Below are 13,496 nucleotides of genomic sequence, written 5' to 3'. Positions count from 1 at the left end.
CCTTAATACTGCCGAGGAGTAGGGAGATGGGAGTGGGGAGTGGAGTCAGGAGATGGGAGAGGGAAGATGGGGAGCTTTTTTGCTGTGAACTGAAAACTCGCATCTGATAACTGATCACTGATAAGCTATACTGGGGGAACTGTGGTGACAGCAAGGTTGCTGCTGCCGATCATTAAATTGTCCCCAGTGAAATTGAGGAATTAACTTTGTCTAAACAAGATCTCATCGAAATGGAAGGAACCGTCACCGAATCTTTGCCTAACGCCATGTTTAGGGTGGATTTAGATAACGGTTTCAATGTCTTAGCTCATATATCCGGCAAAATCCGCCGTAATTATATCAAAATCCTCCCCGGCGATCGAGTCAAAGTGGAACTCACCCCCTACGACCTAACCAAAGGAAGAATTACCTATCGCCTGAAAAATCAGAAAAAATAGCGATAAAGAGGGGCAGAGAAGCCAAAAAGCCTAATAAGCAGCCAAATTTATTTTAAAAAAATAGGTGACACGGGTAAAAGAAATCTGATATAATAATAAGCTTGCAGTGTTGCCAGAATAATTAGGCATGAAAGTTAGAGCGTCTGTCAAAAAAATGTGCGAGAAGTGCCGCGTCATCCGTCGGCGCGGTCGAGTCATGGTAATTTGTTCTAACCCCAAACACAAACAGAGACAAGGTTAATCCACCAAAGTCACTGTCTTGGGGCAGAGAATCGTTACCGTTAATTGTAGTCGTTTTTGGAAAAAAAATCGTTCATAGGGAGAAAGAAAAAGCGTGGCAAGGATAGCTGGTGTAGACCTACCTCGCGATAAGCGTGTGGAAATCGCCCTGACCTACCTCTACGGAGTGGGTCTATCGCGTTCCCAAGAAGTCTTATCCGCGACGGGTGTTAACCCTGACACTCGGGTCAAGGATCTCAGCGATGAAGACGTGGCGGCGCTACGGACTTATATCGAGACAAATTATCAAATCGAGGGGGATTTGAGACGCTGGGAGGCGATGAACATCAAACGCCTCGCCGATATCGGCACCTATCGAGGTCGTCGGCATCGGCTGGGATTACCCGTGCGCGGGCAACGGACGCGAACCAATGCGCGGACCCGTCGCGGTCGTCGGGTGACAGTGGCAGGGAAGAAAAAAGCCCCCTCCAAGAAATAATTTTTTATTCATTGCGATATCCCCCAATCAAGAAAAACTATGGCGCGACCAACCAAAAAAACCGGACCGAAAAAACAGAAGAAAAATATTCCTACCGGAGTCGCTCACATTCAATCGACCTTCAACAATACCATTGTCACGATCGCCGATACCAAAGGCGATGTGATCTCTTGGGCATCGGCGGGATCGAGTGGTTTTAAAGGAGCCAAAAAAGGAACCCCCTTCGCCGCCCAAACCGCCGCCGATAACGCCGCCCGCCGAGCGATCGAACAGGGAATGCGTCAACTAGAAGTGATGGTTAGTGGCCCCGGGGCAGGACGGGAAACCGCAATCCGGGCCCTGCAAGGAGCAGGATTAGAAATCACCCTGATCCGGGACGTGACTCCCATCCCCCACAATGGTTGTCGTCCTCCCAAACGCCGGAGAGTGTAAACAGTGAACAGCTTTTTCAGGTGACAGGGATCTTGAGGCCAGCAGCCGTTAGCTTTGAGCGCATCAGCAGCAGAATCGGGTCGTCAAAGACCATCTGCTCAAAAAGCCGAACGCCGAACGCTAAACGCTGAAAGCTAGAGAAAACTGATAACTGATAACTGATAACTGAAAACTGAACAAGGGAGGTCAATCGGTGGCGCAATTTCAAATCGAGTGTGTAGAAGCAAAAACTTACAAGAATCAGAGTCAGTACAGTAAATTTGTACTAGAGCCTCTAGAAAGAGGCCAGGGTACAACCGTAGGTAATGCCCTGAGACGGATTCTCATTTCCAATCTGGAAGGAGCGGCCGTGACGGCCCTGCGGATCGCGGGAGTCAATCACGAATTTGCCACCGTCGAGGGGGTACGCGAGGACGTGATGGAACTCATGCTCAACATGAAAGAAATCACCCTCAAAAGCTACACCAATCAAACCCAGATCGGGCGTTTAGTGGCAACTGGACCGGCGACAGTAGTGGCGGCACAATTCGATTTGCCCTCAGAAATCGAGATAGTTGATCGCAATCAGTACGTCGCCACCCTAGCCGAAGGGGCCAAGCTAGAGATGGAATTTCGCGTGGAAAAAGGCAAAGGCTACCGGGCGATTGATCGCAGTAAAGAAGAAGCCACTTCGCTGGACTTTCTGCAAATCGACTCGATTTTTATGCCCGTAACCAAAGTCAACTACAGCGTCGAAGATATCCGTTCCGAAGGCGGTCAAGCTAGAGATCGTCTGCTCTTAGAAATTTGGACAAACGGGAGCATTAACCCAAAAGAAGCCCTTTCCCAAGCGGCCGATATGCTGGTTAATCTCTTTAACCCGCTCAAGGATCTCAACGCCCTCGAATCCTCCGGTAACTTTGACGACCAAGAGATCAACCAAGAAAACCAAATTCCGATCGAGGAACTACAATTATCCGTGCGCGCCTACAATTGCCTGAAGCGAGCGCAGATCAACACCGTAGCCGACCTCCTCGATTACAGCCAAGAAGATCTCTTAGAAATCAAAAACTTTGGGCAGAAATCGGCTGAAGAAGTCATTGAAGCCCTACAAAAACGGTTAGGCATCACCCTACCCCAAGAAAAAAGCAAGTAAACCCAATTCCAGGAAAATACCATGAGACATCGGTGTAAAGTGCCTCAATTGGGTCTGCCGGCTGACCAAAGAAAGGCACTGCTGCGCAGCTTGGCCACCCAGCTAATTCGCCATGGTCAGATCACCACCACCCTAGCGAAAGCGAAAGCGGTGCGAGCAGAGGTAGACCACATTATCACCCTAGCTAAAGACGGTTCCCTGAGCGCCCGTCGCCAAGCTATGGGCTACATCTACGACAAACAACTGGTTCACGCCCTCTTTGAAGGCGCCCAGGCCCGTTATGGTAACCGTAACGGCGGTTATACCAGGGTCGTGCGTACCCTGCGCCGTCGCGGGGATAATGCCCCCATGGCGATTATCGAACTGATGTAACGATGACAGCTTGCCCCCAGTCGCGGATCGCCCTAGTTATCCAGTATGTGGGAACTAATTTCCACGGCTGGCAACGGCAACCCCATCACAGGAGCGTGCAGGAGGAAATCGAGAAGGCTCTGGCCGATATTCTCGGTCATACCGTCACTCTGCACGGGGCCGGACGTACCGATAGCGGTGTTCACGCCGCCGCCCAAGTTGCCCATTTCCAGCAGCAGAGTCCGATCCCACCTGCCCATTGGGCCAAGGTTCTCAATGCTCGGCTAGATGATGATATTGTCATTCGGGCTTCGGCTCAGGTTCCCGATCGCTGGCACGCCCGTTTCTCGGCCCTCTGGCGACGTTATCGTTACACCCTCTATACCGACCCCATCCCCAATCTCTTTGTTAGCCCCTTTAGTTGGCACTACTACCATCGTCCCCTCGATGCCGATTTGATGGCCAGGGCCCTGGCTCCCTTATTGGGTAAGCACCATCTGGCAGCCTTTCACCGTGCCAACTCTAGTCGTGACCATTCTTGGGTAGAAGTACAGGGGGTGGAATGCTACCGTCAAGGGCCATTTGTACAGATAGAAATTCAAGCCAATGGCTTTTTGTACGGGATGGTGCGGCTATTGGTGGGAATGTTGGTGGAGGTGGGAACTGGTGAGCGATCGCTAGAAAACTTTACCGACATCTGGGTCAATCAGCGCCGAGAATTGGTCAAATACGCCGCACCAGCTAAAGGACTATGTTTACTGCGGGTGGGTTACGCCGATTTTCCCTTTGCCGATAGCGTCTGGTGCGAGACTCAGCCTCTTTATTATTTCCGAGCAGAGGGGATAGGGGAATAGGGACATGGGGGAATAGGGAGATAGGGAAATGGGGGAATTTCAACTAAAACTCTAAAACCCTAAAACCCTAACCCCCCAACACCCAGGTGGGCAATAAAAAAAATTAATTTTTGTAAACCAAGGCAAACTCACCATGAACAAAACACCTCTACCAAATTTAGAGACTCTAGAGCAGAAATGGTACGTCATTGATGCGGCCGATCAGCGTCTAGGTCGTCTGGCCACCGAAATCGCTATGATTCTACGGGGCAAAAATAAAGCCACCTTCACCCCCCATCTGGATACGGGGGATTTTGTCATTGTTATTAACGCCGAAAAAGTGACGGTGACGGGCAAAAAACGCCAACAGAAAGTTTATCGCCGCGACTCCGGCAGACCGGGTGGTATGAAGGTAGAAAGCTTCGATAAACTGCAAAAACGCATTCCCGAACGGATTATCGAACACGCTGTTAAGGGAATGCTTCCGAAAAATAGCTTAGGTCGGAAATTGTTCACGAAACTGAAAGTTTATGCTGGTGCGGAACATCCCCATCAGGCACAACAACCGGAAGTTTTAGCAATTAATACGATTCCCGCAGGAGGAAATTAAGTCAATGCAAGCCACGGACAGTAAAAATAAGGTAGTTTATTGGGGAACGGGACGACGCAAATCGGCGGTCGCTTCCGTGCGTCTGGTGCCGGGGACGGGGGCAATTACCGTTAACGGTCGCGATGGAGAAACCCATTTTAACCGCATTCCCACCTATATCCAGACGATTAAGGCTCCTCTGGAGACTTTGGGACTGGAAAACGAGTATGATATCATCGTTAAGGCCGAGGGCGGTGGTTTGACCGGTCAAGCGGACGCGGTGAAATTAGGTGTCGCTAGAGCTTTATGTCAATTAGCGCCGGAAAATCGTCCTCCCCTCAAGAGTGAAGGTTATCTGACTCGGGATCCCCGGGCGAAGGAACGGAAAAAATACGGTCTTCACAAAGCGCGTAAAGCGCCTCAATACTCGAAACGTTAGGTTAATAGAGAGGTTTATTATGCCGAAAAAAATTCATCCTACTTGGTATCCGGAAGCGAAGGTGATCTGTAATGGTGAACTGGTGATGACGGTGGGTTCGACAAAACCAGAAATTCATGTGGAGGTTTGGTCGGGTAATCATCCTTTTTATACGGGAACCCAGAAGATGATCGATACGGAAGGCCGGGTCGATCGCTTCTTGCGTAAGTACAAAATGGGTGATAAGTCAAGTAAAAAGGCCGAGCAGAAATAATTCTTTACTTTTGCCTTTTTGACCCGGTGGGGAGATTTTCCCGCCGGGTTTTTTGCTATCTTGAGGCTAGTAGAGTTATTATAGAATCCATTTGGTATCTTAGGATACAGGCTCTCTTAGGTTTGGTGGGTAAAATGTATTTTAAGATACAGTATTGCTGGCGAGGGAGTGGAGGGAACCACAGAGACACAGTTGTTGGACAATTTTTCAGGTAAAACTATGACGATGGCAGAGATTTACGACCAGCATCATGTGGGAAAACCGTACATTAAAAAGAATTACAAAACTGCCCTTAGCAATCTTGAATCTCAAGGAAAAATCACAGTACATTCACCCGAGGACAAAAAACGGCGAAAAGGAACGTTTGCGGATGATTTAAAGGTTACATTTCCAGTTAAGCAATAAGCTCTAATTTTTCTGAACGCCTCGCTGATTTAAGTGGGACACTTCCCCATGTTTGGATATGCTGATTCCAGGCATTAGGCATCTCGTCCCAGATTTTATCATCAAGTAATCTACCCCCTGCTTTCGGTGTCCTTCCCCCAACTTGTTTAAAAAAAAATGCTACCCCTGAATTTTGACATTGATTGCGGATATCCCTTGCCCAGTCAAGTTTCATCTGGCGATGTTTTTGCCCGGATTCTCCGCCGACAATAACCCAATCAATGCCAGTTAAATTAAGTTCTAGGGGTCCTAAAAGTGGCTCACATGAAATGAAACGCACTGAAACAGGAACTGTCCGAAGATATTCAATCCGATCTATGTGGTTTTGATTCTCGACAGATACACCTAGCCAAATGTTTTCTGGAAAATCTAATTTAGACGCTAAATCACCTAAACGGCTTTGTCGCTTTGTTAAAATCTGATATATATGCCAAGGTGTTAAATGAATAACTGAGAAAACTTGTCTGATAAAGTCGAGAGGCACATCATCATGAAAAAGGTCACTCATTGAGTTGACAAAAACTCGACTGGGAGTGCGCCAACGTAAGGGTTCTTCCAATCTTTCTGGATGCAAAGTTAAGCTGAATCCATTGGGAAAGTTTTTGGGAAAACGCTGTGTAATAGCTTCGGCATAACAATGCAGACAGCCGGTGCTAATTTTATCGCACCCGGTTGTTGGATTCCACGTTTTATCAGTCCACTCAATACCAGTGTTTATACTAGACATATTTTAACTCCACAATCTATATCTATGACAGACGCTACCTGCCGATAATTAGCAATTTACTTGTACTATATCATTGTTTGACAAGTACAATTGTCGCCGCACTCACTTTCTACATTACGCAATCGTCAATGAGTTGCGGTGTAAACGAGATATTACATCGTTTAACGAAAACAACAGGCGCTTACAGCCGGTGCTATGAAATCTAAGCAATGATCGCCTCACCTCAAATCTAGAGAACTAAGGCTCTCTTAGTACCATAATTCCGGAATCAGGTCATAATAACCAGCTTGGGGCGGTGGGTAAATACCCGCTTCGATTTTTTCGATAATAGTCGGCCAAGCTTGCCTAAAAGCGGCAGAGCGCTCGTTGGGGTGCAGAGTCCAACCCTTGGCATTGGTGAGAGTGGCGCGATAATAGTTGCTTTGTTCTAGGGAGCGAGAAACCATAATTTCCCAAGAGTCGAGTTTTCCTTTGCCGGTCAAAATATTGCCCCAAGCTTTTAAACCATCGGGTAAGTGATCGAGAAAGGTATTTTTATAAGAGCGCCAGAGGGGGGTCATCGGTAACAGGCGATCGTAGCGACGACAATTAAGTAGATAGGCACGGCTGCCAAAAAATTTAAATTGATAGAATCCATCGGGATTTTTTGTGCAAGGATGCTGAGAATAAATCGTACCATCAGGCCGCGGTGGACCGGACAAAGGACGCACAAACATCATTTCTGGATGGGTTTCCATTAACTCGATCCCTTCGCGGATCCAACTGTAATCCGGTTCTTGGTAGAGCATCATGTCACTGTCATAATGAACCATATAGTCGCTGCGACATGACTCGATTTTGAAGATCGAGCCAAAAATCGGATAACCTTTGTAGTTATGGGTGGAACGGAGGGGACTGCCAAAATGCTTTTGATAGATGCGCTGACGATAGCTGGGATCGTAGTTAAAATCCACTAGGCGATCGATTATGCCATCTTTAACTAATTTTTCACCACAGGCTCTTAATTCCTCCATTGTACCCAGTCCGGGGCGATTAACCTTTTCCCCGCTTAAAGGGGCCGTGTCAATAGCGAGTACCTTTTCCTCGAAGGGAAACTGACTCATTTTGACTAAATGGGGAATAGTGTTCATCATAAACCAGACATCGGTTCGCGCCGTAAAAAACCAGAGCGAACAACTTGGCAATCCCATTTTGTATAAACCTCACTTTTGTTTGGGTCTTAAATGGGATACATTATAGGGGAATCTTAGCGACAAGTTGACACAATTCCTGATTAACCTATGACTATAGCCCTCGATCGCTTACCCCAATCTTGGCAGGGTTTAACCCATCGTTTAACTTATAAGTATTTTCAGATCCGCATTGATACACCCAAAGACCCCTATAAAATCCTCTTTCGTCCCCAACCCTATCAGGTTTTATTTATTCTTAGCCATATGCGATCGGGTTCGTCTTTATTGACCCATATCCTCAATTCTAATCCTGAAATTATCGGTTTTGGCGAAACTCATCTGGTTTATGAGAGGGAACAGGATTTTAAAGCTTTAATGTTTAAACTCTACTGGCGTTTGAAAGATTTAAACATGAATCATAAATATATTTTAGATAAAGTTCTTCACGATCAGAAGTTTTTGGATCATAGTTTTTTACAATCTGATGCGGTTAAGACCATATTTTTACTACGAGAACCGAAGCGTACTTTAGCTAGTATTCTAGATATTAAACCCCATCAAAATGAGCAGCACGCCCTGGGTTATTATACTGGTCGTTTAGCCACCTTAGAAAGTTATGCTCGCTTAATTAACAGCAAAGAAAAGAGTTTGTTTATCACCCACGATCAAGTATTAAACCAAAGTCAATTGGTCTTTAATAGTTTACAGAGTCATCTCGATACTAAAACGGGATTTTCGGAAGAATATCGAGTTTTAAACACTACTGGCACTCGTGGGATAGGCGATTCCTCCGAGAATATCAAAGCGGGTAAAATTATTAAACAAGCCAGAAAATTAGATATAGAAATTTCCGACGATGTTTTAACCCAAGCTCAAAAAGCCTACGATCAATGCTACGAAACCCTTAGCCATTATTGTCATTGTATCTAAGCTGAATTGGGGATGAGCAATAGCCTTGATTCTCTCCTCGGAGTCCAAAGAAAATCCCCCTAATTCAACTCTAGGTTAATCCTTTGGCAAGTCCGATTAGCCTTCAATATTAGCAATTGTAAAGCCCATCTGACACTCGTAGAGATTGGGCTGTTGGCTTCCTCCTTTGCCCAAGGAGTGACCACAGCCTAGTTTACCCTCTCGCCACCGGGGCTGCCCCTGCTGGTTGGCTAAAAGACAGCCCTGACACACAGAACCCGTATCGAGAATGTGTTCGTCGGTTAAAATCACTAACATGACGTTCACCCCCATTGATCTCTGATCATTCTTGTCTCCATTGTAGGAGGTTTTTTCTGAGATGTAGTGCCGCGCTATACAGTCCGCTACTTTTTGGCTTTTTTTCGCCTGGAATCTTCTTATACAAGGTATTTACCGATCAATTATGAATTCTCAGAAGATGAGGCAGCTCTTCTAGGTTCTGTGTGAGAATGTTATAATATTAATACAGAATAGGAGGTAGGTTATGGGGATAAATTTTGATCAACTCCTCGATTTACCAAATGTAACAGTGGTCAATTATCAAAAAATTGAGAAGATATTAAGACTTAAACAATTTAACAACAACCAGCGGAAGTCATGGGAGATAAACCCTATATTCGTGGTTAGCGAGTCACCCTCAGAACCTAACTAAAAAACTTTATGAACCCACCCGAATTAGCCATTGCCACCGTTGGTTTAACTAAACAATTTGACCGCCATGGGGCTGTTAATCAAGTGGATTTACAGATTGAAGCGGGGGAAGTTTACGGGTTAATCGGTCCAAATGGAGCGGGAAAAACCACTTTAATTAGAATGTTAGCGGCAGCGGAAGAACCGACAACCGGAGAAATATATCTGCACGGAGAACGTCTTTTAAGAGATGAGAGTAATCCCCGTCTCAAAAGAAATTTAGGTTATCTACCCGATAATTTTCCTCTCTACGATGACCTAAATGTCTGGAATTATCTGGATTATTTTGCCCGTCTTTATCATATCCCTCGCTCCCAACGTCATCGCCGCATTTATGAGGTTCTAGAACTTGTACAATTAACCAATAAAAGCCATAATTTGATCGCTACTTTATCCCGGGGAATGAAACAACGTTTAAGTTTAGCCCGAACCATTATCCATGAACCTTTAATTTTACTTCTCGATGAACCAGTTTCTGGATTAGACCCGATCGCTCGCCTACAATTTCGTGAGATTATTAAAGTCTTACAATCGGCAGGTATGACTATTTTAATTTCCTCCCATGTCCTTAGTGATTTAGCCGAACTTTGCAGTTCTGTGGGCATCATGGAATTAGGTTATCTAGTGGAAAGTACCTCTTTACAAGAATTAAATCAACGTCTAGCTGGTCAATACTTGCAGATCACGACCCTAGGCAATTTAGAAGCCTTAGAAACCGCTCTTAAACAATGTGTTTTTGTGGAAAGTTGGCAAAGAATTATTAATACTAATACTCTCCGAGTTAAATTTACGGGAACCCTAGAAGATAGTGCCGAATTGTTGAAATCTTTAGTCGTTTCTGGCCTGACCTTAAGCGAGTTTTATACTTGCCGCGAAGATTTAGAAACTATTTTCCTAAAACTGGGACATCGACAGGCATCTTAAGGGGAAATAATAACTTTCAATCTAACTGGATAGTAACTTTTCGACTAATTGAATTTGCTCCTGACTAAAACCCGCTTCCTTCAGGTGTGCCAGAAACCATTTTTCTCGATAACGACCGTCTAAATTCCTAGCCTTTCTATAGGTATCCTGCGCTTTTTTACTATCACCTTGATCTAAATAAATCATTGCCAAAGCCACAAGAGGATGGGGATTATTTGGCTCTAATTTAACTGCTTTTTTAGCTTTATTAATAGCTGAATCAAAATCTTTTAGGCGATGATAGGCGAGGGATAAATTATAGTAGGCGATTTCATTATCGGGTTTTAAATTAGCGGCTTTAGTATGAGTTACTACGGCTTTTTCAAGATGACCACCGACAAGATAAACAATACCCAAAGCATTATAAGCAGCCACATGATCGGGAGCAATTTTAATCGTTTCCTCTAGGGTTGTTTGTGCCGCTAAAGGTTGTTTAGCGAGGTGTTGTGTCCAACCTAAAATTACTCTCCCGTCTAGATGATTGGGGTTTAACTGTACCGATTTTTTTAAAGCTTCAATACTTTTGATAAAATCTCCCTGTTGACGATACTGTAACCCCAATTGACGATAACGATTAGCGGCCTTAATGTCTGATGGGGAAATAATCGGAGTGGGAGAAGGAGAAATGATTATCTTAGCCGTCGGTTCTTTTTTAATAGGAGAGGGGGGACTACAGCCCCAAAAAACCGGGGAACTAAAGATGATCAAGATAGTCAGGAGTCGATAACTATTCATGGGACAATTAATACCAGTCCAATTGTTAAGGGTGTCATCAAATTATGAATTATTCCCCCGAATCCGTGCAACGGCTGCTCGATTCCGATGATTATGGCGATCGCTTATCGGGAGTTAACCAACTGCGTTATTTAGCCCCAGAAATCGCCTTCGAGATGTTACAGCCTTTGATTAACGATAGTAACGCTAGGGTGCGTTATTCGGCGGTAAGTCAGCTAGATATCCTCGGTCGTCAGAATCTCGATCTGGCCTTAACTATTCTACGCGATCGTTTGTTAAATGATCCCGAAGCCGACGTGAAAGCGGCCGCGGCCGATGCGATCGGGGGGTTAAAATTAACGGCAGCCTACGATGATCTGGTGGCTGTCTATCAACAATCCAGCGACTGGTTAATTCAATTTAGCATTGTGGCGGCCTTGGGCGAATTGGGGGAACCCCGGGGCTTTGAACTGCTGGAAATCGCCCTAAACTCCGATAATGAATTGGTAAAAACGGCCGCCGTTAGCGCTTTTGGGGAACTAGGCGACCCTCGCGCCGTCTCTTTACTCATTCCCTTGGCTAATGATGATGACTGGCAACTGCGCTATCGTCTCGCTCAAGCTTTAGGCCGCTTAGGGGGGCAAGATGCGATCGCTGTTTTGACCCAGTTAACCGGCGACAAAAGTGCCCAAGTCGCCCAAGAGGCCCGCAATAATCTCGTACAAGGGTGATTCAGAATAGTTGATTTTTGTCAATACCATTTACAATAAACTTTAATTAAGAATCGTTAACAAAGGTAAAGCGATGAAACAATTTACCCGTTTAATCTTGCTCGTCGGTCTTCTCGCGGGGGGCTGTTTCTCCCCCTCAATTGCGATCGCTGATAGTCCAGCCGGGGCAATCGTGAGCAAGGATTCACAGGTTAACGAACTACTGCGTCAAGCGCGGCAATTGGTCAAAAATGGCAATTATGGGGAAGCTATAGCCGTTTACGAGCGGGCCGCCGCCCTTGATGGCAATAATGCCAGAATTTTCTCCGGGATCGGCTTTTTACAAACGCGGCAAGGGGATTATAACGCCGCCGCCCAAGCATACCAAAAAGCCTTAAGTCTCGATCCGAGTAATCCCGACTTTTTCCATGCTCTCGGTTATAGTTTGGCTAATATCGGCGATTATGACAATGCAGCCACCGCTTACTACTACGCTATTCAAATAGAACCGAAAAACGTCCAACACTACCTCGGTTTAGGGGTGGTATTATTACGGCAAAAAAACTATGCAAAAGCGGGCGAAGTTTACCAATGGGTTTTAGCTCTCGACCCCAATAATCAGCAAGCCCACGAAATCATGGGTAAAGCCTTGATCGAACAGAATAAAAGCAGCGAAGCCCTCGATTTTCTCCAAAAATCCCTGCAAAGATTCCCTAACAATAGTGAATTAAGATTGCAACTGGCCAGCCTTTTGCTCAAACAGGGCGATTTAAATGGCGGAACCCAAATTTTAAAAGAAATAGAGCGACAAAGTGCAGGAAATTTTTTAATTCAGCTAAAAATAGGGATTTTACTTGAAAAACAAGAGCGTTTTGACGAGGCTCTCCCCTTTTATCGTCGGGCTGTTTTCCTACAACCCCAATCTTTGGAAGCACAAGCGGGAATCGGTCGTATCCATCTGGCCAGAAAAGATTATCTTGCAGCAATTATCGCCTATCAAGATTTGGCCAAAATCGCCCCCAATAACGCCGATGTCTATCTTAATCTCGGTCGGGCCTACGCGGGCCGGGGACGAAAAAGAGAGGCGGAGGAAGCTTTTAAGCAAGCGCGAGCGGTTTATGTGCTGAAAAATAATCAATCCGGCCTGGAGGAAGTGGATGCCCTGCTGAAGAAATTGGTTGAGTAAAACCAGATCAGTTACCAGTTATCAGTTATCAGATTTGAGTTTTCAGTTCACTGATGACTGTTTAGCGATTTAAGGAGTGATTTAGATAGTCAATAGTTTATTCCCAATCGATTGGCAGCCATTGATTATCTAACACCTGTTCGAGATTAAAAATTATCTGACTAGGTAAACTGCCGGGGGATAAACCCATTTTTTTCCGGACGGCCTCTAAAGCTGTATGGTAGGATGGCTCAAAAATCTCCCGAAGATAGGGCTTTAAACTAGGGCTATCCCCCAGTAAATCTTGAATTTCTGCCCGAAAATTATTGATTTCTCCATTGCAGTTATTGCCATTCCAGTCTCTTTCCGATTGCCAGTAAGTTAATTTGAGTAAATGTTCTAGGAGACGAGTTAAAAGACTTTTGAGCGCGTGTCTTTCACTTCTCCCCATCGATTCAATCTCCTCAATTAAATTGTCTAAATCCACCTCGGCAAACTGGCCTTTTTTTAATTGTTCTGCGGTGGTTTTTAGCCAGAGATAAAAATCTTTTTCGTATAATGTTAGGGTCGCTGTTTCTGTCGCTCTAGTCATGACGGAACTGCCACAGGTGAAAATTAATCGGGATTCTATAGTTAGTAAAAGTATAGTCAAATATAGACAGACTGAATTCCATTTCAGAAATTCCCTTCACTTTTACTTCGAGAGATTGATTCTCCTTGGGTGAACTACGCACCTCTCTATCCCATAGCGGTTA

General features: G+C 45.3%; 20 protein-coding genes. 15 read left to right on the top strand and 5 right to left on the bottom strand.

What is annotated here, in order from left to right; all coding sequences use genetic code 11:
* Window positions 1-206 precede the first annotated feature (206 nt).
* The 11 genes from infA to IQ234_RS01620 all read left to right on the top strand — a co-directional run bounded on the left by infA (window position 207) and on the right by IQ234_RS01620 (window position 5,592).
* Window positions 207-437: a translation initiation factor IF-1 gene (infA, locus tag IQ234_RS01670; protein WP_002737109.1), complete on the top strand. Its 231-nt coding sequence runs from the start codon at window positions 207-209 to the stop codon at window positions 435-437.
* A 127-nt stretch (window positions 438-564) separates the two neighbouring features.
* The gene (gene rpmJ / locus IQ234_RS01665) at window positions 565-678 is read left to right on the top strand and encodes a 50S ribosomal protein L36 (protein ID WP_012593611.1); all 114 of its coding nucleotides are present in this window, start codon (window positions 565-567) and stop codon (window positions 676-678) included.
* A gap of 93 nt (window positions 679-771) precedes the next feature.
* Complete coding sequence (gene rpsM / locus IQ234_RS01660; RefSeq protein ID WP_002735415.1) at window positions 772-1,155, top strand: 30S ribosomal protein S13; 384 nt, start codon at window positions 772-774, stop codon at window positions 1,153-1,155.
* Window positions 1,156-1,194: 39 nt separating this feature from the next.
* The gene (rpsK, locus tag IQ234_RS01655; RefSeq protein ID WP_002735413.1) at window positions 1,195-1,587 is read left to right on the top strand and encodes a 30S ribosomal protein S11; all 393 of its coding nucleotides are present in this window, start codon (window positions 1,195-1,197) and stop codon (window positions 1,585-1,587) included.
* A gap of 193 nt (window positions 1,588-1,780) precedes the next feature.
* Window positions 1,781-2,722, top strand: a complete 942-nt coding sequence (locus IQ234_RS01650) for a DNA-directed RNA polymerase subunit alpha (protein WP_193955788.1) — start codon at window positions 1,781-1,783, stop codon at window positions 2,720-2,722.
* A gap of 21 nt (window positions 2,723-2,743) precedes the next feature.
* Window positions 2,744-3,094, top strand: a complete 351-nt coding sequence (gene rplQ / locus IQ234_RS01645; protein ID WP_002766099.1) for a 50S ribosomal protein L17 — start codon at window positions 2,744-2,746, stop codon at window positions 3,092-3,094.
* A gap of 2 nt (window positions 3,095-3,096) precedes the next feature.
* Window positions 3,097-3,927 carry a tRNA pseudouridine(38-40) synthase TruA gene (gene truA / locus IQ234_RS01640; RefSeq protein WP_193955787.1) on the top strand — a complete coding sequence of 277 codons (831 nt, stop codon included), beginning with the start codon at window positions 3,097-3,099 and terminating at the stop codon, window positions 3,925-3,927.
* Between the two features lie 133 nt (window positions 3,928-4,060).
* Window positions 4,061-4,516, top strand: coding sequence for a 50S ribosomal protein L13 (gene rplM / locus IQ234_RS01635; RefSeq protein WP_002735375.1), 456 nt, complete (start codon window positions 4,061-4,063; stop codon window positions 4,514-4,516).
* A gap of 4 nt (window positions 4,517-4,520) precedes the next feature.
* Window positions 4,521-4,934 carry a 30S ribosomal protein S9 gene (gene rpsI / locus IQ234_RS01630; protein ID WP_002737094.1) on the top strand — a complete coding sequence of 138 codons (414 nt, stop codon included), beginning with the start codon at window positions 4,521-4,523 and terminating at the stop codon, window positions 4,932-4,934.
* A gap of 19 nt (window positions 4,935-4,953) precedes the next feature.
* Entirely contained in the window at window positions 4,954-5,187 is a 234-nt protein-coding gene (rpmE, locus tag IQ234_RS01625) for a 50S ribosomal protein L31 (RefSeq protein WP_002801083.1), read from the top strand.
* Between the two features lie 219 nt (window positions 5,188-5,406).
* Complete coding sequence (locus tag IQ234_RS01620; RefSeq protein ID WP_228008318.1) at window positions 5,407-5,592, top strand: hypothetical protein; 186 nt, start codon at window positions 5,407-5,409, stop codon at window positions 5,590-5,592.
* On the opposite strand, the gene IQ234_RS01615 is transcribed toward IQ234_RS01620, so the two are convergent.
* The gene (locus IQ234_RS01615; protein WP_069475081.1) at window positions 5,582-6,358 is read right to left on the bottom strand and encodes a DUF5131 family protein; all 777 of its coding nucleotides are present in this window, start codon (window positions 6,356-6,358) and stop codon (window positions 5,582-5,584) included. The genes IQ234_RS01620 and IQ234_RS01615 overlap by 11 nt on opposite strands.
* Before the next feature lie 248 nt (window positions 6,359-6,606).
* Window positions 6,607-7,548 (bottom strand): hypothetical protein, encoded by a 942-nt coding sequence (locus IQ234_RS01610; RefSeq protein WP_193955786.1) that lies wholly within the window; start codon window positions 7,546-7,548, stop codon window positions 6,607-6,609.
* A gap of 90 nt (window positions 7,549-7,638) precedes the next feature.
* Here IQ234_RS01610 and IQ234_RS01605 point away from each other — a divergent pair, with 90 nt between their 5' ends.
* On the top strand, window positions 7,639-8,460 hold the full coding sequence (locus tag IQ234_RS01605; RefSeq protein ID WP_193955785.1) for a sulfotransferase: 822 nt from the start codon (window positions 7,639-7,641) through the stop codon (window positions 8,458-8,460).
* A gap of 96 nt (window positions 8,461-8,556) precedes the next feature.
* On the opposite strand, the gene IQ234_RS01600 is transcribed toward IQ234_RS01605, so the two are convergent.
* The gene (locus tag IQ234_RS01600) at window positions 8,557-8,757 is read right to left on the bottom strand and encodes a hypothetical protein (protein ID WP_002735656.1); all 201 of its coding nucleotides are present in this window, start codon (window positions 8,755-8,757) and stop codon (window positions 8,557-8,559) included.
* Window positions 8,758-9,159: 402 nt separating this feature from the next.
* Between IQ234_RS01600 and IQ234_RS01595 the strand changes: the two genes are divergently transcribed.
* A complete protein-coding gene (locus IQ234_RS01595) occupies window positions 9,160-10,113 on the top strand; it encodes an ABC transporter ATP-binding protein (RefSeq protein ID WP_193955784.1) in 954 nt (317 codons plus the stop codon).
* Window positions 10,114-10,134: 21 nt separating this feature from the next.
* Here the strand turns inward: IQ234_RS01595 and IQ234_RS01590 are convergent, their stop codons facing one another.
* Entirely contained in the window at window positions 10,135-10,887 is a 753-nt protein-coding gene (locus IQ234_RS01590; RefSeq protein ID WP_193955783.1) for a tetratricopeptide repeat protein, read from the bottom strand.
* 44 nt (window positions 10,888-10,931) lie between these two features.
* Between IQ234_RS01590 and nblB the strand changes: the two genes are divergently transcribed.
* The gene (gene nblB / locus IQ234_RS01585; protein WP_193955782.1) at window positions 10,932-11,597 is read left to right on the top strand and encodes a phycobilisome degradation protein NblB; all 666 of its coding nucleotides are present in this window, start codon (window positions 10,932-10,934) and stop codon (window positions 11,595-11,597) included.
* Between the two features lie 73 nt (window positions 11,598-11,670).
* Complete coding sequence (locus tag IQ234_RS01580) at window positions 11,671-12,762, top strand: tetratricopeptide repeat protein (protein WP_193955781.1); 1,092 nt, start codon at window positions 11,671-11,673, stop codon at window positions 12,760-12,762.
* A 97-nt stretch (window positions 12,763-12,859) separates the two neighbouring features.
* On the opposite strand, the gene IQ234_RS01575 is transcribed toward IQ234_RS01580, so the two are convergent.
* Window positions 12,860-13,333, bottom strand: a complete 474-nt coding sequence (locus IQ234_RS01575) for a DUF29 domain-containing protein (RefSeq protein ID WP_193955780.1) — start codon at window positions 13,331-13,333, stop codon at window positions 12,860-12,862.
* Between the last annotated feature and the right edge of the window lie 163 nt (window positions 13,334-13,496).

The sequence above is a fragment of the Microcystis aeruginosa LEGE 91341 genome (assembly GCF_015206885.1).
In the GTDB taxonomy this organism is placed as follows: domain Bacteria; phylum Cyanobacteriota; class Cyanobacteriia; order Cyanobacteriales; family Microcystaceae; genus Microcystis; species Microcystis aeruginosa_H.
The sequence above is the reverse complement of the archived record's forward strand: the minus strand, read 5'-3'. Positions and strand labels throughout refer to the sequence as shown.